The 21,565-nt window shown below is 43.0% G+C and carries 19 protein-coding genes; 1 reads left to right on the top strand and 18 read right to left on the bottom strand.

Going from position 1 to position 21,565, the window contains the following annotated elements; translation table 11 throughout:
• Positions 1–525: a sigma-70 family RNA polymerase sigma factor gene (locus QNH29_RS03965; RefSeq protein ID WP_283865527.1), complete on the bottom strand. Its 525-nt coding sequence runs from the start codon at positions 523–525 to the stop codon at positions 1–3.
• 195 nt (positions 526–720) lie between these two features.
• Complete coding sequence (locus QNH29_RS03960; protein ID WP_283863553.1) at positions 721–1,236, bottom strand: YcxB family protein; 516 nt, start codon at positions 1,234–1,236, stop codon at positions 721–723.
• Positions 1,237–1,486: 250 nt separating this feature from the next.
• Here QNH29_RS03960 and QNH29_RS03955 point away from each other — a divergent pair, with 250 nt between their 5' ends.
• Positions 1,487–1,885 (top strand): VOC family protein, encoded by a 399-nt coding sequence (locus tag QNH29_RS03955; protein WP_283863552.1) that lies wholly within the window; start codon positions 1,487–1,489, stop codon positions 1,883–1,885.
• 242 nt (positions 1,886–2,127) lie between these two features.
• Here the strand turns inward: QNH29_RS03955 and QNH29_RS03950 are convergent, their stop codons facing one another.
• From QNH29_RS03950 to QNH29_RS03875, 16 genes are all read right to left on the bottom strand, one after another.
• Complete coding sequence (locus tag QNH29_RS03950; RefSeq protein WP_283863551.1) at positions 2,128–2,760, bottom strand: FMN-dependent NADH-azoreductase; 633 nt, start codon at positions 2,758–2,760, stop codon at positions 2,128–2,130.
• A gap of 180 nt (positions 2,761–2,940) precedes the next feature.
• A complete protein-coding gene (gene acnA, locus QNH29_RS03945; RefSeq protein ID WP_481858776.1) occupies positions 2,941–5,661 on the bottom strand; it encodes an aconitate hydratase AcnA in 2,721 nt (906 codons plus the stop codon).
• On the bottom strand, positions 5,610–6,551 hold the full coding sequence (locus QNH29_RS03940) for a hydroxymethylglutaryl-CoA lyase (protein WP_283863549.1): 942 nt from the start codon (positions 6,549–6,551) through the stop codon (positions 5,610–5,612). The genes acnA and QNH29_RS03940 overlap by 52 nt, the downstream gene beginning before the upstream one ends.
• Before the next feature lie 14 nt (positions 6,552–6,565).
• Positions 6,566–7,777: a CaiB/BaiF CoA transferase family protein gene (locus tag QNH29_RS03935; protein ID WP_283863548.1), complete on the bottom strand. Its 1,212-nt coding sequence runs from the start codon at positions 7,775–7,777 to the stop codon at positions 6,566–6,568.
• Between the two features lie 126 nt (positions 7,778–7,903).
• A complete protein-coding gene (locus QNH29_RS03930) occupies positions 7,904–9,088 on the bottom strand; it encodes an FAD-dependent monooxygenase (RefSeq protein ID WP_283863547.1) in 1,185 nt (394 codons plus the stop codon).
• 36 nt (positions 9,089–9,124) lie between these two features.
• Positions 9,125–10,264, bottom strand: a complete 1,140-nt coding sequence (locus QNH29_RS03925) for a cupin domain-containing protein (protein WP_283863546.1) — start codon at positions 10,262–10,264, stop codon at positions 9,125–9,127.
• Positions 10,265–10,357: 93 nt separating this feature from the next.
• A complete protein-coding gene (locus QNH29_RS03920; RefSeq protein WP_283863545.1) occupies positions 10,358–11,191 on the bottom strand; it encodes a fumarylacetoacetate hydrolase family protein in 834 nt (277 codons plus the stop codon).
• 34 nt (positions 11,192–11,225) lie between these two features.
• Positions 11,226–12,650 carry an MmgE/PrpD family protein gene (locus tag QNH29_RS03915; protein ID WP_283863544.1) on the bottom strand — a complete coding sequence of 475 codons (1,425 nt, stop codon included), beginning with the start codon at positions 12,648–12,650 and terminating at the stop codon, positions 11,226–11,228.
• A 4-nt stretch (positions 12,651–12,654) separates the two neighbouring features.
• Positions 12,655–13,461 (bottom strand): enoyl-CoA hydratase/isomerase family protein, encoded by an 807-nt coding sequence (locus QNH29_RS03910; RefSeq protein WP_283863543.1) that lies wholly within the window; start codon positions 13,459–13,461, stop codon positions 12,655–12,657.
• Between the two features lie 29 nt (positions 13,462–13,490).
• Complete coding sequence (locus tag QNH29_RS03905) at positions 13,491–14,651, bottom strand: acyl-CoA dehydrogenase family protein (RefSeq protein WP_283863542.1); 1,161 nt, start codon at positions 14,649–14,651, stop codon at positions 13,491–13,493.
• Positions 14,652–14,693: 42 nt separating this feature from the next.
• Positions 14,694–15,662 carry a hydroxymethylglutaryl-CoA lyase gene (locus QNH29_RS03900; RefSeq protein ID WP_283863541.1) on the bottom strand — a complete coding sequence of 323 codons (969 nt, stop codon included), beginning with the start codon at positions 15,660–15,662 and terminating at the stop codon, positions 14,694–14,696.
• Between the two features lie 9 nt (positions 15,663–15,671).
• Positions 15,672–16,865 (bottom strand): CaiB/BaiF CoA transferase family protein, encoded by a 1,194-nt coding sequence (locus QNH29_RS03895; protein ID WP_283863540.1) that lies wholly within the window; start codon positions 16,863–16,865, stop codon positions 15,672–15,674.
• Positions 16,866–16,890: 25 nt separating this feature from the next.
• Positions 16,891–17,862 (bottom strand): electron transfer flavoprotein subunit alpha/FixB family protein, encoded by a 972-nt coding sequence (locus QNH29_RS03890; RefSeq protein ID WP_283863539.1) that lies wholly within the window; start codon positions 17,860–17,862, stop codon positions 16,891–16,893.
• A gap of 40 nt (positions 17,863–17,902) precedes the next feature.
• On the bottom strand, positions 17,903–18,670 hold the full coding sequence (locus tag QNH29_RS03885) for an electron transfer flavoprotein subunit beta/FixA family protein (protein WP_283863538.1): 768 nt from the start codon (positions 18,668–18,670) through the stop codon (positions 17,903–17,905).
• A gap of 167 nt (positions 18,671–18,837) precedes the next feature.
• Positions 18,838–20,019 carry an MFS transporter gene (locus QNH29_RS03880; RefSeq protein WP_283863537.1) on the bottom strand — a complete coding sequence of 394 codons (1,182 nt, stop codon included), beginning with the start codon at positions 20,017–20,019 and terminating at the stop codon, positions 18,838–18,840.
• A gap of 84 nt (positions 20,020–20,103) precedes the next feature.
• The gene (locus QNH29_RS03875; protein WP_283863536.1) at positions 20,104–21,549 is read right to left on the bottom strand and encodes an aldehyde dehydrogenase family protein; all 1,446 of its coding nucleotides are present in this window, start codon (positions 21,547–21,549) and stop codon (positions 20,104–20,106) included.
• Positions 21,550–21,565 lie beyond the last annotated feature (16 nt).

Below are 21,565 nucleotides of genomic sequence, written 5' to 3'. Positions count from 1 at the left end.
TTATTCCTCCAATCGTTGTTTCAGAAGTTCTTTGGCACGCCTTAGTCTTGTTTTAACCGTATTAATACCAGTGTCCGTGAGCTCTGCAATTTCTTTGATTGGCAATTCCTGATAATAAAAGAGGTAGATCACTTCACGATATTTAATCGGCAGCGTCATAATCGCAGAAATTAACTCATCATCCTCTTCCCTTTGGATGACGGCCTGCTCAACCAGTTCTTTTTTTGTACCATTGTGAGTCAGTTCTTCACCAGTTGCAACCACATTCCTGGTATACCAACTCCTTAAAAAATCCTTACAATGGTTCATCGTAATCCGCCATAACCAAGTTCGAAGTTTTGATTTACCACTATATGTATGGAGAGCATTGTAACACTTAACAAATATGTCCTGCGTCAAATCCTCCGCAACAGCTTTATTATTTACATAGGAATATGTAAGTTGTAGGATCTCCTGTCCATATTGATTCATGATTTCATCAATCAGGAGGTCCTTATTCTCTGTTGCAAGTCCCTCAATAATCATTTCTTCCACAACTTCTTTCCCCCTTCCTATACTTAGACGATTTGCCTTAATAGGAAGTTTTTAAAGTTTGAACAATTATTTTTAAAAAGTATATACAATAAAAAAAGCCTAGGATAAGTTAACCTTACCCTAAAGCTTCTTTGACTTCTAATATTTTTGATTACCGATGTTTGAGTGGATTAGATCCAGTTTGTTCTATTCATTAGGCAATTTACTTTTTATAAATTGTCTAATTTCCTCCACATTCGCTAAGTCTCTTTTTGGGATGATGTAAGCACTAACCGCACTATTGTATAGATAGAGACTAGATTCATCTTCCACAAGCTTTATGAACCCTGACCAATTTACCTTCGTTTCACCGTTCGGATTCGTATCAACGATACCTTCCTCTGTCATATTCATCGTATGTTCACCAATTATTCCCTCATTCTTGCCTTCCCTAATCATCTTTTTGGTTTGCCGGGAAATCGTATAATAAAAATACTTCGAATAAAAAACAGCCCATAATATACCTACAATCAAAAATGGGATGGCCGCATACAAGAATGGGATGTCTGCAATTGAAGAAAATATGTAGGCAAAAATTAAATAAACCAGTGGTGTAACATATCTTTGCAAATTTAAGGATCTTGTTGCGGATGCAGAATTTTTCACATGAAAAAGATTAAAGTTTAAATAATCCTTTTCAGTTAAGTTATACTTAATCTCCATTTCTAATCTCCATTCGACATTGAATAAAAAATGCAAATTGGGTTACCGCTCCCATATTATACCTTTTAAGAGACGCCGTCCATTCTAAATAAATAGTTTTAATTATTATTGATATATTCCAGAATTCTATTCATTATAGCTTTCTTAATATATCATATGATTTCATTAACAACGATTAGAATAGAAGGTAATTTTGCCTCTATTCTTGAATAAATATTAGAAGTTTTTAAAAGAGAGAAGGTAGAAGATTATGAGGCAAATACATAGTTCATTAACAGTTTTACTTGTTTCAAACCTGGAGAAATCAAAAGCCTATTATCGGGACATCTTAGGATGTGAAGTTACGGATTGGTGGGTTATTCGGGATGGTTTCACTGGTTTAGGTATCAAATTACTTCAGGCTAATTCTCCTATTGATGTTCAGCCAAACAGACCTGCACAAGGATATACCCATCCTGCTCCAGATGTATATTGTTATGTAGAAAACTGTGCAGCACTAGATGAACTATATACGGAATTTAAAGAAAAGGGGGCTAGGTTTGTCATCGAACCTTGGATTGACGAAAATGCTGGTCCTTGGAAGGAATTTATCATTGCTGATCCTGATAACTATTCAATCGCGTTCGGGGGAACGAATAAAAACAATTAAAGGACACGAGATAGGGTGGTCTCGTTGCCATTAAGATAGATTGTTTGTATTAACGAAGTTCTTCAAGTATTGTTCCCTTGTACCCAAGCTTTTGTCTTTCAAGGGGATGATTATCCAAGTATCGCTCCCTGTAACCTATATTTTCTTCATTGCAAGGAACGATTCTTCAAATATTGTTCCCTTGGACACTCCTTTTTGCTGTCCAAGGGAACAATTTCATTTTTTAATGAAAACTTTCTATATTATACAGCTACTGCTGATAATTTCTTTGCAGCTGCTTTTACCTTGTCTAAACCTTCAGCAATAATCGTTTCTGCTTGAGCTGGCATTGCAGCGTGACCTTCGATAATAACTTCATCTACGATTTCCATGCCGAATACGCCGCCAACTACGTTTTTAATATAATTTGCAGACATTTCCATTGGTGCTGCTTCCGGTGTTGAGTAAACTCCGCCGCGTGCACTTAGGATAATCGCTTTTTTGTGTGTCATTAATTGGACAGCTTGACCATTTTCATTGTACTTGAAAGTGAAACCAGCTTGGTATACATAATCAATGAACGTTTGTAATGGTGCTGGGATTGTTAAGTTCCATAATGGGAAGGCAAATACAACTAAGTCAGCTGCTGTAAGAGCGTCCATTGCTTTTTGTTTTGCAGCAAGAAGACGTTTTTCTAGGTCTGTCATTTCTTCGCCTGATTCAAGTTTGCCGAATGCGTTAAATAAATCTTGACCGAAGTAAGGCATATCCTCAGCGAAAACGTCGAAAGTTGTGACATTCACACCTTCTAGGTTCTCCATAAAAGTTTCATACATTTTGCTTGATACAGCTTCTGAAGCTGGGCGATTGTTTGCTTTAACTACTAAAACATTCATTTATATAATTCTCCTTTTTTTATCCTGTATTTTGTTATTTTTAAATCATATATCTCGAATTGATAATATATTAACCTAATATTTTTGTCAACGAAATAAGGTTAGGATTTATTTTTATATAATTGTAATAAAAAAGTCTGATGGAATTATCCGTCCATCAGACTTTTTTGTAGTCATTTATCATAATACTTCTATTCTCTCTACCCATTGGTCTAGGATATTCTGAAAAACACCTTTTTTCAAATATAGATGAATCTCCATGCGGGTATCCAAACGCAACACCGTCTGGAACGCGGTCCTTGAGCCATCCGGTTTAATAGCTTCAACCCTCATCTTTTGAAACGGGCTGAGCGGCTCATTCAACCCTATGATAGAATAGGTCTCTATGCCGTTCAGATTCATCGATTCATAGTTTTCGCCAGGCATAAATTGAAGGGGCACAATCCCCATCATGGCCAGGTTACTGCGGTGGATGCGTTCAAAACTTTCCGCTATGACTGCCCTAACGCCGAGGAGATAAGTGCCTTTAGCAGCCCAATCTCTTGCACTCCCCATCCCATAGTCTTTACCGGCTAAGATGATCAGCGGCGTATTTTCCTGTTGGTAAATCATGGAGGCAGAATAGACATCCATTTCTTCCCCGCTCGGTACATAACGGGTTAAACCGCCTGTTTTCTCTACTAGTTTATTCTTTAGCCTCGGATGGGCAAAAGTCCCCCTGACAAGTACCTCGTGATTTCCTCGGCGCGATCCGTAAGAATTAAAGTCGACGGATTTGACGTCATGCTGAAGAAGGTATTGTCCGGCAGTACTATCATAAGGAATATGGCCGACCGGCGAAATATGGTCTGTTGTAACGGAATCACCAAGCATTAACAAAACTCTTGCTTGGTGAATATCTCCTGGCTGGTATTCTGTAATCTCTGCCTTGAAGAAAGGAGAGGCTTTAAAGTACGTGGACCGATCATCCCACCTAAAAATCGGATGTTCATCATATTCTAGAGCCTGCCATCTATCGTCGCCTTCAAACACATTTTCATAGGATTCGCGGAATACATCGGATGAAATCGTGGAATCTATCAAGCTAGCAATTTCCTCGGAACTTGGCCAAATATCCTTCAAATAGACCTCTTTGCCCGATGCAGATCGACCCAGCGGTTCGGATTCCAAATCAATATTTATGGTGCCTGCGATAGCAAAGGCGATGACCAAAGGAGGGGAGGCCAAATAGTTAGCTTTTACTAAGGCGTGAATGCGTCCTTCAAAATTACGGTTTCCGCTTAATACGGCCGCTACCGTCAAATCATGCTCCTGAATCGCATGTTCTACTTTTTCATCCAATTTGCCGCTGTTGCCCACACATACTGCACATCCGTAACCAGCATGATAAAATCCCAGCTTTTCTAAATATGGCAGCAATCCTGCTTTTTGCAAATATGCTGTAACAGCCTTCGAACCAGGTGCCAAAGAAGTCTGAATGGTTTTGGGTACGGTTAAGCCTTTCTCCACCGCCTTCTTGGCCAAAAGACCTGCACCTATCATATTGAAGGGGTTTGATGTATTCGTACAGCTTGTGATGGCTGCAATCACGATGGATCCATCATTTAATGGTGTGCTCTTGATATTTATATTGTTTTCCTCAATGGGAGACAGGGATTTGGGAAACGATTGTCTCACCGCGCGAAGCGGCATTCTGTCTTGCGGACGCCTTGGGCCAGAAACACTCGCTTCCACCGACTGTAAATCAAACACCAAAAAGTCGGAATAAGCTTTTCTTTTTCTGCTGGAATCGGATATATGGAACAGTCCTTGTTCTTTACAATATCGCTCTACAAGATCGACTTCCTCATCCTGTTTGCCCGTCATACGCAAAAATTTCAACGTCTCATCATCAACCGGAAAGAAGCCGCAGGTTGCCCCATATTCTGGTGCCATATTTGATATGGTCGCCCGATCGGGAAGGGAAAGATACTTTAAGCTGGGACCAAAGAATTCAACAAATTTACCCACGACATTGTGCTTTCTTAGAAGCTGAGTGATCGTTAAGGCAACATCCGTCGCTGTAACTCCCTCATTTAATTGCCCAGTAATTTCGACTCCCACCACTTCAGGTATTGGTATACTGACAGGGATACCAAGCATGGCTGATTCCGCTTCGATTCCTCCCACCCCCCAGCCCAGCACACCTAATGCATTCACCATTGTGGTATGAGAATCCGTCCCAATAACCATTTCGAGATGGGCTATTCTCTCATGATTCTGATTTGATAATTGTACAATTTTAGTCAAACATTCCATGTTTACTTGATGAATAATTCCGTTCGCTGGCGGTACGACGCGAATGTCATTAAAGGATTGCTGCGCCCATTTTAAAAACTTGTATCTTTCCTGATTTCGTTCATATTCTAGTTGAAGATTTTTTGAGAACGCAGATGCCGTTCCAAAGTAATCAACTTTAACCGAATGGTCGATAACCAAATCAACGGGAATAACGGGATTTACCTGATTTGGATCGATTCCTTCCTCCATCAATCGTTGACGAAGCGACACCAAGTCAACTAAAGCCGGCACACCCGATGCATCCTGCATAATGACTCGTGTGGGCATAAGCGGGATTTCAACTGATTCATTAGAGCTTCTGGAAGCCATCCGGATCAAATCCTGTTCTGTAAACCCGATTCTGCTTTGATTTCGCATGAGCGATTCAAGCAGAATCTTCGTTGTGTATGGCAAGTTATCCACATTCACAAAGCCACTTTGTCCCAACAACTGCAGACTGTATATGGCAACCGATCCGTTGGCAGTACTTAACTTTTGCTGATACACTCGTAATCCTCCGTTTCTCCTAACTATAACTCCACTTTTTGCTGCGTCATTGGACTTACGGATAAGTCCGAACATTTGCCTGCTTTCAGTAAAAAACTGTCTACATAGTGTGGAAGACTTTGCTGAATATCCTTTGCAGCCTCCAATACGCTTTTTAATGAAACTCCCGTATGAATCCCCATTTCCTCAAATCCATGAATCAAATCCTCAGACGCTATATTGCCGCTCGCTCCGGGTGCATAAGGACAGCCTCCCAATCCGCCAGCAGAACTGTCAAAATGTACAATGCCTTCCTCCCAGCCGGCCACGGCATTGGCAAATGCCATACCTCTTGTATTATGAAGATGAAGGGAAAAAGTAAAGTCTGGAAAATTCCTCATTAATTTCCGAACATTGTTTTTAATTCGCAGTGGATTTGCCATACCTGTTGTATCTGCCAGTGAAACTTCCTTAATTCCTAAGGAACGATATCGTTCACAGATCATCAAGAGACGTTCAACCGGTATTTCACCTTCATAAGGACATCCAAACGCAACAGATATTGATCCCGACACCTTCATGCCACTTTTTTCTCCGAGTTCGACTAACGGTACAAACTTCTGAAAAGCCTCTTCCGTCTTGCAGTTTGCATTGCTTATGCTATGAGAATCGGAAGCAGACAACATCAGCTTTACCTTGTCTACGCCAGATGCTATGGCTCTTTCTAAACCGCGGGTATTTGGAACTAATGCCCGCAGCTTCACATGTTCCGAGCGTTTAATTCTTTTCAACACTTCATCTGCATCCTTCAATTGCGGAATTGCTTTAGGATGTACAAAAGAAGTAACCTCAATCTGTTTATAGCCACAATCTATCAGTTGATTAATAATTCTGACTTTTTCTTCCGTTGGAATCCATTCACTAACGCTTTGAAATCCGTCCCTTGGACAAACCTCAGTAATGATAACCTTTCTATTACTCGCCAAGTTCGAACACTCCTTTATATCACTTTTTTCTCTTTTAAACTATCAATGGTTTCACCGTCCAGCTCCAACAGATCTTTTAGGATTTCATCATTATGCTCGCCTAAATCCGGAGCAATTTGCCTGATGGAACCTGGTGTTTCAGAAAATTTAGGAACAATCCCAGGGATTTTCACTTTACCTAGACGTGGATGTTCAACTTCAACAATATTTTCTCTCGCCTGATACTGAGGATCTTCATAAATATCCTTGATGCTGTAGATTTGACTCATCGGTACACCGCATTCGTCTAGGAGATGCTGCAGTTCATCCTTTGTTTTCGTTTTCACCCAATCAGAGACGATCCCATTGACTTCATCAAATCGGGTCAATCGGACTGAATTGGTATGATAGCGTTCATCCGTCAGCATATCTTCTCGATTCATGGCTTTTGCCAAACGTTCAAAGGTCTTGTCGGAGCTCGTAACCAAAATAATCCACTGTCCGTCCTTAGTCAGGAAATTTCCTGCAGGTGCTGAGTGACCGCTCAAACCTGGTGACCTTTCCTTAATGTTGCCAGTCTGGTCATAATCTGTAACCAAAAATTCCATCATTCTGAACATTGATTCATATAAACTGACATCCACGTACTGACCTGTTCCTTCATCTTGACAGTCCCTGTGATACAAGGCTGTAACCGCTGCAAAAGCGACATAAATTCCTGTTACATAATCGGCTAAGGAAAAAGAAGGGCTAATCGGCGGACGATCAGGGTATCCATGCAGATATGTAAAACCGCTGAAGGCTGTGGCGGGTGTACCGAACCCTGCTTTGTGTGAATAAGGACCGGTCTGTCCATAGCCAGTTACCCTGATCATCACTAAATCAGCCTTGTATTTCTTTAGCTCTTCATAGCCAATCCCCCATTTTTCCAGTGTACCGGTTCGGAAGTTTTCAATGACCATATCCGATTTGCTAACCAGCTTCCGGAGAATTTCCTTCCCCTCTTCCTGACGCAAATCCAACGTAATGGATTTCTTGTTCCTAGACATCCCCGGCCATCTTAATCCTTCCCCTTTATAATAGGGACCAAGATTCCGCAATGGATCGCCGACCTTTGGCATCTCAATTTTTATAACTTCTGCCCCAAAATCACCAAGAAGTGCGGCACCATAGGGGGCAGCAATAACCGTTGACAAATCAAGAATGCGGATACCCTCTAAAGGACCTCTCGATTTAATAGATTTCATGTAATCACGCCCTTGAATTTATATAATTAAATCATTCTATTAAGAAGGATACTTAAAGGCTATATCCTAAAATGTATAAAGGAATATAGCCTTTGAACTACTTGTGTAGAACCTGCCTGCTTAATTTTAAACAGTGGTAAGAACTCTCTCTTTGTATAACCAATCTAAATATTTGTAATCGTCTGCTGAACGATTCAGCATGATTGTATTACGAAGGAGTCTTGTAACCGAATCTTCTGCATGCTTGATTTCTCCCCAAGTCCTTGCCCCACGCTGTACCTCTGCCGTTCTAGGAATACGTTCTTGTTGATATTCGTCCAACGCTTTTGCTGTATTTGAGCCGTTGGCACGTATTTTTTCCGTTAAACAAACTGCATCTTCAAGTGCCTGACAAGCCCCTTGTGCAAGATATTGCAGCATCGCATGAGCACTATCTCCCAGCAGTGTAACGCGATTGGTTGACCACTTTTCCAACGGTTCGATATCAAACAGCTTTGTGATTAAACCGCGATTTGCAAACTTCAGGGATTCTTTAATGGTCGAACAGCTATCGGCAAACATTTGATGCAGTTCTTCCGCTGTTCCCCAATCATCGGAGTCCTTATTATATTTATAGCTTTTGAACACAGCTACCTGATTAATTACACTCTTATGACGTACCGGATATTGTACTAGATGAATACCAGGTCCGATCCACGTTAATTTCTCGTCCCAGTCGATATCAATCGTCATTTCTGTCATTGGAACGGTAAAGCGATATGCCACATACTGAGAGATAATTGGTTCTGCTTGACTTACTATTTTACGAGTCATTGAACGGATACCGTCAGCACCGATTACTGTTTCCGCCAGTAGTACCGCTCCGTTTTCACAACGTAATTCTACATAATCAGCGAATTCTTTAACGGATTCCAATTTATGATTGGTTAAGAATGAAACATTATCTAGAGATTGACAAGCCTTCAGTAAGACACTATGCAAATCAGAACGATGAATAACAATGTATGGATACCCGAAGCGCCCGCGGAATGATTCTCCAAATTGAACAGCCGACAGCTCCTTGCCGCTTAACGCGTCCATGAACACATGACGGCGAGGAAACACCGCCAACTTATAGACTTCTTCCAGGACTCCCAAAGCATCCAACGCCCGCAAGCCATTGGGACCTACCTGTAATCCTGCGCCCACCTCACCAAACTGTGGCGCCTGCTCAAGCAGTGTTACCTTTTTTCCTAATTTAGCTATACCGTAAGCAGCAGCTAAACCGCCAATTCCCCCGCCTACAACGATCACTTCTTTAACTTCTCCCACGTGATCACCCCTTTAGTATATTGGTTCATTATTCTATTAATCTATTGCTATAACATCTGAGTGTTCAGTCTCAAAAACGGATAGGATCTCCTGATAACCGCCATTTTCTGTATATGCTTCTTCTCTTTCAAAGCCAAAAGGCTCCAAAATCGGCAGATCATTCGTAGAGAACAAAAATGCCTCTTCTGTTTCCGATGTATTCACGTGCTCATGCCATGTCCAGGCCGGGAGTGCGAAGAAGTCGCCCGCTTCCCAGTCAAAACGAATACCGTTCATCACCGTGTACCCGCGTCCCTTGTGTACATGATATACCGAGCTGTGCATATGACGATGCGCTTTTCCCTTATATTGAAGCGGCAGTTTCTGCATTCTGGCGCCAATCCTTCCATTTGCGTCTTTGCCGGTGGAAGGATTGAAATATTCCACTGCGAACCCGTCGAATTTATCAGGAACAAATTCACTTTGTCCATCCAGTGCTTGTTTCGTCAAATCCCATGTGTATCGTCCGAGCGGTGCAGGTGTTGGCTTGCGATCCGAAATCGGCCGTACCATCCCGCCTGCATAACGCTTTGTGCCGTAATCATCAGGAAACTCAACCGGCTGCTGCTCCTCTGGATACAGTTCGAAGAAGGAACTTGTCAATGCCGAAGTGAAAGGGATATCTAAACAGTCCATCCACAACACCGTTTCATTTCCTTCATTTACATGATCGTGCCAGCACCACTCCGGCGTAATGACGTAGTCCCCCGGTTCGAAATGATATTTCACACCGTTCACAATTCCCGATGCGCCCTGACCTTCCATAATAAACCGCAGCGCTGAAGTCATATGCCTGTGAGATGGGGCAATTTCCCCTGGATTAAGAGCTTGAACGGCAGCATACAGTGTTTGCGTTGCCCCGCCCCAACCGTGTGGCTCCAAATTCTTCATACCAGGATTGATTAAATATACCGCTCGCCGATCAATGGATCCCGTACCTACCTGGAGCAGCTCCTTTGCTTTGTCCAGCGCTTTGAGAATCTGATTCTTTTTCCACATATAGGGAACTGCTCGGGGCTTTGGCTGTGGGGAGCTGAATACGGATGCCCATAAGGGACCCATATTCTGATCCTTCAGCTCCTGATAGAAATCCAGCAATTCTGGTGTCCATTGTTGATTTGATTTATGTTCCGACATATTACATCCCCACTTTCGTAATTAACGTACAGTAACAATAAAGTTATTTAGGCAGTATCAAACTCGTAGAATATCGTTCTCAAAATAAACTGGTCAAATTCCCGGTTTATAGTCAACCGCTACAGAAAATTCACCGATTCTTTCAATGTGAATTCGTACGGTATCACCTTTTGTTATTGGAGCCACTCCTTCTGGTGTTCCAGTCGTGACAATATCCCCCGGAAGCAGCGTCATTACACTGGATGCCGCCTCAAAAAATTTATAGCAATCGTAAATGAGATCACTTGTGTTGGCTGATTGTCGGATTTCATCGTTTACCCACAAATTCATCTGCAGTTGATTTGGGTTTCCCACTTCGTCACCAGTGACAATCCATGGACCGATTGGAGTAAAGGTATCGAAGGATTTACGCCATGGTCGATCTTCCTTACCACGTACCGTAATGTCCATTAAGGCAAGATATCCGAAAATGTACTTAGACGCATCCTCCGCCTTTACATCCTTGGCCTCCTTACCCACTACGAAGGCAATTTCCGCTTCATGATCTACTCTCCGGTCTCTGAACGGAAGCAGGACCGTTTGATCAGGTCCAATAATGGAAGAAGGCGATTTGAGGAAAAAGCCGAGACCGTCCACCGTTAAAGCGGTGTTCATCTCTTGTTTGTGCAGGATATAATTAATAGGAGCTGCTACGATTTTACTCGGATTTGGCACAGGGGCACGAAGCGACACATTCGATATTTGATAAACAGGACAAGACCCTAGGCCATCTTCAATTTTTGGTTTCAAAGCCTCAAATTCTTCCATCAGCTTGACTAGGGAAGCTTGCGGCTCCTCGTTGTTCCAATATGTTAATTCAGTAATATCGGTCACGCTGCTGCCATCAACAACACCTAAGCGATTTTCATTGAACAATGCAATTTTCATTATGATACTCCTTCCATTTGATTCTTTAGTGGAATCAAACCATCTGTTTTTGATTAAAATCATTCAATTGGTTGTGTATCTCGTTTATCCAATCACTAAAGTATGTGAATGTATCAATTCGCAAACCTTGATCATACAGCTCTTGAGCGATGTTCTTTACACTGCTATGTTGAAGTGAAGACTGGGCATAGTGGCTCAGGCAGCTGATCCACTTCTCTCGATGCTCTGCTTCACTCAGTGGTTTTTCTTTGGAGCCTGGTGCGTGTTGTACCTTTTTTTCATACACTTGTCCATTCGTTGTTTTTATTCTTATTTCTACCGCTAATCTTCGGTTAAGCCGCTTGTCTTCCTCAGATTCCTGCAATTCCAACACCTTGACCGCAGGAAATAGCTTCTGAATGTCTCTACGGAGCACTTGATTGTCTTCAAAGCTGCTCAGCCTCACATGTCCGTCGGCTATGGCCGCCAGTACGGTATATTCCGCACTGAACTTTCCTTGTAATCCAGTTACAGGTCGAGAATGAACTAATGGCAAGAGACTTCTCGGCTGCGCTTGCAGCACAATTTCATCTATATCATCTAAGCTCAGCTGATGCTCGTCTTTAAGCTCTAATGCTCCTTGGATAAAGCGGTGTGTACCAAAGCAGCAAGGGAACTTTTTGACGGATAATCCTTCTAGCATATCGAATGGCTCCCCGAAGGTGATGGAATCCATCCCCTTCTGCAGCTCACCTTCGTCGGCCCCGCCGCTAAATGCCATGAAAAAACCGCGTTTTCCAAAGATATCCTTATTCCCTGTGAAGCCTTCATCAGCTAAGATGGCTGCCTGAATGCCGTGTGATGCTGCCAATCCAACATGCAGCGATTTGGTCATAGAGCCGAAATTCTTCTGCAGCCCTCCGGTCATCGATACAGCAATGGCAATGGCATGGGAGCATTGATCTTCAGTGAGATGAAGCAGATAGGAGGCAGCGGCCGCCGCTCCAATCGTGCCCAACGTATCGGTTGCATGCCAGCCGAGATTATAATGCCGTATTCCCATCACTTGCCCAATTCGGATCATGACCTCCGTTCCGATACTATAGGCTGTAATGACTTCCTTACCCGAGCTTTTCAGCTTTTCGGCCAGAGGCGCTATCGCAGACAGAATCGGAGCGCTTGGATGGATGACGACACCAACAGAAGCATCGTCATAATCCAACACATGGGAAGCGGTTCCATTAATGATGGCTGCTTTATCAAAATCCGCCTTCACTGGCTCTCCCCAAAGAGAGGCGACACCACCCAGCCCGCTTTCCTGAGAGACATATACCTTTTTAGCCTTTTCTACGGCAGGTTCATTCCACCCGGCTATTGCCACCCCAAGGGTATCAATGATTGCCTGCTTGGCCAATTCCACCATTTCCTCTGGAAGCTTTTCATAGGATATATCTGTAATAAAGGCGGTGAGCCTTGACATCAAGTTATTGATTTTTCCATCTTGGTTTACGCTTTTCATTGAAAGCTGCCACTCCCTCTAACCGGTCTTGTGATGTTACCAACTGGTTGTATGCGGCAATATCCAAAGCGTAAGCAGTTTGGTAATCTGTGTCAGATCCTTTATTAATCGAGACCTTTGCCGCTCTAACTGCCATCGGGGCGGTTTCTGCTATTTTTTCCGCTATTTCCAGTGCCGTTTCCAGAGCTTTTCCTTTCGAAACGACGAGGTTAACCAAACCCCATTCGTATGCTAATGCTGCATCAATTTTACGGCCTGTATAGATAAGCTCCTTAGCTCGTCGTACGCCAATCGCTCTGGCTAAATTTTGCAATCCTCCGCCGCCAGGCAGAATCCCTCTTAATGCTTCTGACAAGCCGAAAACAGCGGTTTCTGAAGCAATAATAAAATCAGTTGACAGCGCCAATTCACAGCCGCCGGCAAGGGCGTAGCCTTCTACGGCAGCGATAACAGGCACCGGAAAATCCCGTGTTAACAGAACTAAATCCTCAATGATATGATGCTGTCGTTTCCAAGTGCCGTCGCTCATTCCGTTGCGTTCCTTTAAATCGCCTCCGGTACTAAACGCTCTATCCCCTGCACCGGTGATGACAACGCATCTTAAGTCTTCGTTATAGGCCTCTTCACGGAACAGCCTTAGCCTTTCCTCGAGCATTTGAGTATTCATCGCATTCATTACTTCAGGCCGATTGAGCGTAACAACCAGAATTTCGTTGTTTTCTCCTTTATATTCAACCTTCAACATTTCGTAGGATTCTTTCACTATAGTCACACAAATCGCCCTCCTTTCTTGAATCTCTTTTAATAGGATCTTGGCATTTTCAACACGTGCTGGCCTACATAACTTAAAATCAGATTTGAAGAGATAGGAGCGATCTTCATCATTCTTGCTTGCATCCACTTGCGGTTAATGTGATACTCATTTGCTGCAGCATAGCCGCCATGCGTTTGCATACACGCTTCAGCCGCATGATAAGCAGCCTCAGAGCACAGGTACTTCGCCATATTTGCTTCTGCACCAGCTGGCAGATTGTTATCGAATTTAGTTGATGCTTTATACATAAGCGCCTCTGCAGCTTGAAGTTCCATATACGCCTGCGCAATCGGGAACTGGATGCCTTGGTTTTGACCGATTGGACGGTTAAATACAACCCGCTCGTTCGCATACTTGACTGCCTGATCAACAAACCACTTACCATTACCAAGCGCGGAACCGGATACAAGAATCCTTTCAGCAACCATTCCGTCCATCACGCAGTAAAGTCCTCTTCCTTCTTCACCGATCAAACAATCTTCTGAAACTTCAAGGTCGTTAAAGAACAATTGATTCGTATCTCCGCCTAGCATCGTCGAGATTTTAGTTGATTCAATGCCTTTTCCAACGTCACGGGTGTCAATTAGGAATAAGCTGATGCCATGTGTTCTCTTTTCTACTTTGTCAAGCGGTGTTGTACGAGCAAGAAGCAGCATCAAATCTGTGTTGTTGAAGCGGGAGATGAAGATTTTTTGTCCGTTAATAATGTAACGGTCGCCCTTTTTCACAGCAGTTGTTTTAATTTTTGTCGTGTCCGTACCAGCATCTGGTTCCGTTACAGCGAAGGTTTGCAGCCTCAAGGAACCGTTTGCAATTTGCGGCAAGTATTTTCGCTTTTGCTCCTCACTGCCGTGTCTCAGAAGAGCACCCATCGTATACATTTGGGCATGAACTTGGTTGGAGTTTCCGCCAGATCGGTTGACTTCTTCTAAGATAATGGCTCCCTCTGTAAAACCTAACCCTGAACCGCCGTACTCTTCCGGAATAAGTGCCCCTAACCAGCCCGCGTCACTCATCGCTTTTACAAATTCTGTCGGATAGGTGCCTTCCTCATGGGATTGTCTCCAATAATCCAAATCGAACCGTGAACAAACCTCTCTCACGCCAGCACGAATATCATTCTGAAAGTCAGTAAATTCAAAATCCATCTTATATACCTCCATCTTCTACAATTATTTATATCTATTAATTTATGATCCTTGTACCTGCATCCACGAATGCGGCCTGATTCCTAAGAGGACCCCGCCTTTAGACAGATGCCCAGGGAGCTCTCGCCCAACAATCTCTTCCGCCATCTTGGCGCATTCGACCAAAGATTCCAAGTTAAGTCCTGTATCGATACCCATTTGTTCGCATAGAAACGCGACATCCTCTGTAGAAATATTGCCTGGTGCCCCTTTCACTGCAGCAAATGGACATCCTCCGAGGCCTGCAACCGCCGTATCGAATTCCCACAGACCCTCATAAAGCGCCGCGTAAACGTTTGCAAGACCCAGTCCGCGTGTATCATGCAGATGCAAATGTATATTAAGTTCCGGCCATTTATCTTGAATGGCACGAACGGTTCGCTTAATCTGTTCCGGGTTAGCCCAGCCCATTGTATCGGCTAGTTTAACCTTCTGAATCTTTTCTCCATAGCTATCTGCTAAGGAAATAACCTTTCCCATGATGTCCAGTAAATGATCTAAGTAAATGTAGCCTTCAAAGTTGCAGCCAAAGGAAGCCATGAATCCCATCTGTTTCACCCGAATGCCTGCATTCTTATAGGCCTCAATCCATTCTGGCAGTGTTTCGAACATTTCACTCGTCGATTTATTCATATTCCGCTTTGAAAAAGCATTACTAGCAGATAGGACAAGACTTCCATCCATTGTCACGTTGTTGAGCAGCGCCCGTTCAAGACCTTTTAAATTCAGATATGCCGCCCGATAGGCGACGCCCTGTACTCTATCAATCTTTGCTAATACCATTTCTGCATCTGCCATCTGCGGTACCCATTTCGGACTAACAAAGGAAGTAACCTCAATGTTTTTAAGTCCAGTCTGGCTCAGTGAGTTAATAAAGCTAATTTTATCTTCAGTTAGAATCTTGCTTGGTTCCGATTGAAAGCCTTCCCTTGGCCCTACCTCATACAATTCAACGTGTCGGGGTAATGTCATCGCTGCCTCCTAACCAACAATGCTCTTACTCTTGAGCTGCTCCAATAATTCTTTTGAATAATTTAATGAGCTAAGAATTTCATTCGTATGCTCCCCTAGCAGTGGAGGTAACGATTGAAGATTGCCTCGTTCTTCATTGATTCGGAATGGAAGATCGACCATTCGGAAATCAGAAACTCTAAAATCTTCAACTGGCTTAATTATTGAAAGCGCATTCACTTGTTCATCACGGAGCACCCGATCCAATGTATTGATTGGACAACTTGGGACATTGTGTTCCGCCATTAAGTTGACGAGGTCGTCCACTTCATATCCCAGGGTGCATTCTTCTATAATTCGATGGAGCTCTTTACGGTTTTGGACCCTGGTTGAATTGGATTCAAATCGAGGATCCTCGACTAGTTCTGGCATTTGAAGCGCCGCACATAAATTTTTGAACAGTCGATTGTTTCCAGCTGCGATAATAGCCCATTGATCCCCTTTGGTTTTAAAAGCTTCATAAGGTGCTGTCGTGGCCATTCCCGTTCCCATCTTCTTCGGAAGATTTCCGGATGCCATATATGTGGAAAGTTGTAATGTGACCCATGCAATTCCCGTTTCTAACAGACTGTTTGCTACCTTGCAGCCTTTACCGGTTTCATTGCGCTGGTGAAGGGCACTTAGTATACCAATTAGAGACCACATACCTGTTGCCATATCCACAATGGATACACCGACGCGAGCTGGGTCGTCACCCGCATTTCCTGTCAAACTCATAATGCCGCTGTATGCTTGAATAAGCGGGTCGTAGCCCGGCTTGTTTTTCATTTTCCCTTTATCTCCGAACGCACTAATAGCCGCATATATTAAAGAAGGATTGATTTCGGATAAATGCTCATAACCGAGTCCGCGAGATTCCTCACTTCCGGGCTTCAAGCTATGGATAAAAATGTCTGCAGTCTCGCATAATTGTTGGACTATTTTCTGCCCCTCTGGGTGATTAAGATCGACGCAAAGGCTTTTCTTATTGCGATTTAATGCCAGGAAGGTGGAAGATTCCCCTCCCCATAATGGCGGATGCCAATGCCTCGTATCATCTCCATGTCCCGGACGTTCAATCTTGATAACTGTCGCTCCTAAATCGCCTAACATTTGTGAACAAAATGGGCCCGCAACGTTTTGCGTCACATCAATGACTGTAAGACCCGTTAGAATATTAGCCATGTTCGTTTCCCCTTTCTCTTTTGTTTTATACTGGAACTTTCTTGAACTCTTCAGTCAACATTGGAACCACTTCAAATAAGTCTCCTACAATTCCATAATCAGCCACTTGGAAAATCGGCGCTTCCGGATCCTTATTGATTGCTACGATAATTTTGGAATTAGACATCCCAGCCAAATGCTGAACCGCACCGGAGATGCCGCATGCAATATATAAATCGGGTGTTACCACTTTCCCGGTCTGACCTACCTGCATGGAGTAATCACAGTATCCTGCATCACAAGCTGCGCGGGATGCACCAACAGCAGCTCCCAGTGCTTTTGCTAATTCATTAATCGGGTTGAATCCTTCTGCGCTCTTTACCCCCCGGCCGCCCGAAACAATAATTTTAGCTTCAGTTAAATCAATGGTGCCTGCTGTCTTTCTTACAACATCTTTAATGACCGTGCGAATATCCTTTATGGTCGCTTTATATTCAATCGTGTCTGCTGTACGCCCCACATCAGGTTCTCCTTTGGGGATATTATTAGAACGAATAGTAGCAAAAATGGTTCCGTCAGTTATTTTTTTCTTTTGAAACGCTTTCCCTGCGTAAATCGGGCGAACAAAAATCACTTCATCTCCATTTACTTCTACAGCGGTACAATCAGATACTAATCCAAGTCCCAGACGAGCAGCTAGCCTTGGTGCCAAATCACGACCCAAAGCTGTATGACCAAGCAGTACGGCATCCGGGTTTACGTTTTGAATAACCTCTGTGAACGCTTGCGAGAATGCATCCGTTGAATAAGCATTCAATTCCTCGTTGGTAACCAAGTAGACTTGATCTGCTCCATATTGAGCCAGCTGCCCTGCATCTCCGTTGTCCCCTTTGCCAAATAATACTGCAGTCACTTTACCGCCAGCCGCTATTTTTTGGGCAGCGGCAAGTGCTTCAAACGATACATTTCTCAAACTGCCATTTCGTTTTTCTGCAACAACTAACACATCTTTACTCATTGGTGCCTTTCCCCCTTAAATAATTATTATCCCGATAAGATTACACGACTTTTACCTTAAATCGCAGCGCTTCTACGAGCTCAGAGACCTGTTCAGGCAGTTCCCCTTGTAGAATTTTCCCAGCCGTTTTTTGCTGTGGTAAATATTGTTCCAGTACTTCTGTCTTCGAAAGAATTTCTTCACTATTTAAACCTAGCTTAGCAGCAGTAAGCCGTTCAATTGGTTTTTTCTTTGCCTTCATGATTCCCGGAAGTGTGGGGTATCGCGGTTCATTTAAGCCCTGCTGTGCAGTGACCAGTACTGGCATGTCCGCTTCAATGATTTCGATATCACCTTCCACATCCTTTTCCACTTTTACCTTGCTGCCATCCACTTCCAAATTCGTAATGGTAGAAATATGCGCGATCCCCAGCTCTTCGGCTAATCGCGGTCCGACCTGAGCAGCTCCATCATCAACCGCCATATATCCGCCTAAAATCAAATCATAACTATCCCTTTTCGCAAAAGCAGCCAGTACTTTGGAAATCATATATTCATCACCGAAAACAGATTCATCATCCACGATGACCGCCTTATCAGCTCCCATTGCTAAAGCCGAACGGAGTGCAGCTTCAGCACGTGACGGGCCTACCGTCACAACCGTAACTTCTCCACCGTGTTTTTCCTTAATGGCCACCGCCTCTTCGACAGCGTATTCATCATAAGGATTAATGACGAATTTGACTCCGTTTTCGCTTACTTTTCCATTGGTGAGTACAATTTTCTCTTCTGTGTCAAATGTTTGCTTGAGCAGCACCAAAATGTTCATGTGATCCTCCTAAAAGTAAAATTTTCATGTTCATTCCGAGAAATTATTTTTGAATAATCTGTATATTTAAAATTTAACACAGGAATACACATATTACTAATATCTATAAAATAGACTTCCCATATGATTTAAATATGGATTTAAGGAATAATTGGTTGATGAATCACCTACAAATGCTGGTTCTGATTCTCAGTCTTGTGCGATTGCAAAGGCAAAGGGCGTGTTAGATAACCAAAGACCGTAAGAACAAGCCCGCTGCCCCAAAAAATAGCGGAAACCCCAAGCAAACCGCCTAGTCCTCCAAAGATGACCGGAATGGCGAATTGGGAGACACGATTAATCATCATCTGGACCCCTAATACATGTCCATGACGTTCGGGTAAGGACCCTTCCAGTAGAGTAGCAGTGCTAAGTGGCTGTGCAAGACCTAAACCAGCTCCTAAAATACCAACCAACATAAAAAGCACTACAATCCAAGGGGAAAATGGAGTGACAAGATAAATGAATCCAGTTACGAAAAGGGACCATGTAAGGATTCTCATCCGGCCTAAAGAGCGGACGAGAGACGTTTGGGTAAACCGAATAACGAGCATGGTAAGTCCGCTGAATGAAAGGAGAATCCCTGTCATTGTTGGACTGATGCCCATATTGTCGGCAAGCAAAGGAAAATACACGCTAAACAACTCTCGATAGGAAAAGATCAATCCACCAATTAGAATCGCATTTCTTATTTCACGGTTTCGCATCAGGGTCCAAATCGATTCTCTGCTCTGCAAATGTGCTTGCTGGTTCTGAACCGTTTTTTGCCTATTCTCTTCATGCAAATTCCTGATACCCATCTCGCTGAACAATGCGATGGCAATGAGCAGCATATTAAAAATGATACAAATATGGTAGCCGAAGTGTTCATACAGAAAGGAACTAATAATGGGGCCAATCATTGCTCCAACCGATCCAAACAGACTGTAGTTAGCCACCGTCCGATCGATGTCGCCTCCTAAGTTACCAATTCTCTTCTGCAAGGCAAGCATCAGGCAGGTAGAAGCAATACCAACCAAGGCAAGCTGGATTAAAAAAATGAAAAAGGATGGAAATATAACACTTACCAATAACGCAATCAAATACATGACGTTGCCTATGATGACTATAGGACGTGATCCTATCTGATCAATCCATTTGCCAATATGTAAAGCCAATAAGGCCGGGCAGATGGCAGAACTAGCAATAATCATGCTGATTTCTTGAGGGGAAAGCCCCAAAGAGTAGGCGTATAAAGAAACAACAGGCTTGATCCCAGTAATGGTTGTGATAAGAATGGTATTCATCAGAATAATAATGTAATAGTTCATTTGATTCACCGCCAAGATAGAAGTTCATATCAAAAGGAATGGAAATAAAAAGGACTCCCCAAATCTGGAGAGCTTTTTAAACGATCAATTAATGCCTTTTTTGTGGAAATTAATTCCATGGTATTCGATAAATTCATCAAAAACTTTGATAGACTTTTCTCTTCCGATTCCACTTTGCTTAATTCCGCCGAACGGGATGTATTTTGAACCTAATGGTGTCTGCCCATGACCATTTATAAAGGTCATACCCGCTTCTATTCTGTTCGCAACGTCTAATGCACGGTCAAAATCTGAAGACCATACAGAAGAACCCAAACCAAATTCAGAATTGTTGGCCATATGAATCACTTCTTCTTCCGTATGATAGGGAATCAACGGGAGCACTGGACCAAATTGTTCACAGGTCACAATCTCAGCGTAAGGATCGACATCCCTTACAATAACTGGCTGAAGATAGTATCCGTTATCCCAATTCTCAGGTTCAAGCTGCTTTCCTAACTTGACTAAATTAGCCCCGCTGTGTTCCAGTCTTTCAATTAGTTCAATAATCCTTTGATATTGAAGTTGGTTGTTAATTGGCCCCATTGTAGCTTCTTCATTCAATTGATACCCGATTTTATAGGAGTCTGTAAACTCGCAAGCCTTTTCATAGAACTCATCATACATACTATAAGGAATGTAAACGCGCTTAATCGCAAAACAGAATTGACCTGTCCTTCGAAATGCTCCTTCTACAATTTTGGGAACGACTTCATTAAGATCGGCGTCGTTCAGTACAATAGCTGGGTCGTTACCCCCTAATTCAAAGTGAACCCCTTTAAGTGTGTCAGCAGCAGATTTCATGATTGCCACGGCAGTACTCCCTCCGCCAGTAAAGGAAATTTTACGTACGAGCGGATGAGAAGTTAAAGCACTTCCTACATCACCACCGCCAAGAACAACATTAATTACGCCTGGCGGGAAAAATTCCGCCATTGTTTTTAATATTGTTACTACTCCCATTGAAGCAGTTGGAGACGGTTTAACTACGATTGTATTGCCAGCAAGAAGGATCGGCGTTATTTTTTGCAGAGTTAGAATAATAGGGGCATTCCAAGGAACGATACAAGCTATCACACCCATCGGCCTCTTCACTACGTTGACCCAGCCGCTTTCATCCTCTATAATCCGTTGTTGAAAGGCAGAAGGCGCCAATTCTATTATAGTTCTCATATCCATCAAGCCTAACTTGACTTCATCAATGGTTCTGCCAAGCAGCATGCCGTTTTCTTTTGCCGTCACACTGGCGATAGATGACATATTTTTCTCAATTTCTTCAGCGGATTTTAATAGGATTGACATTCTTTCATTAAGTGTATTTTGGCGCCAGAAGTGGAAGGCTTGATGTGCAGCTTGCACAGCCCGATCAATATAGCCTGGATCCCCCTTGGCGATAAAACCAACTACTTCACTTAATCTGCCTGGATCCCTCACTTCCTCATAATGCTCTGTTGTCACATCTTCATTGTTTATGAACAAGTTCACCTTCATGTGCTTCACCTCGTTA

The organism is Neobacillus sp. DY30 (assembly GCF_030123065.1).
Classification (GTDB): Bacteria; Bacillota; Bacilli; order Bacillales; family Cytobacillaceae; genus Neobacillus.
Note: the sequence above shows the minus strand (reverse complement) of the source record. Positions and strands in the feature narration are given on the sequence as shown.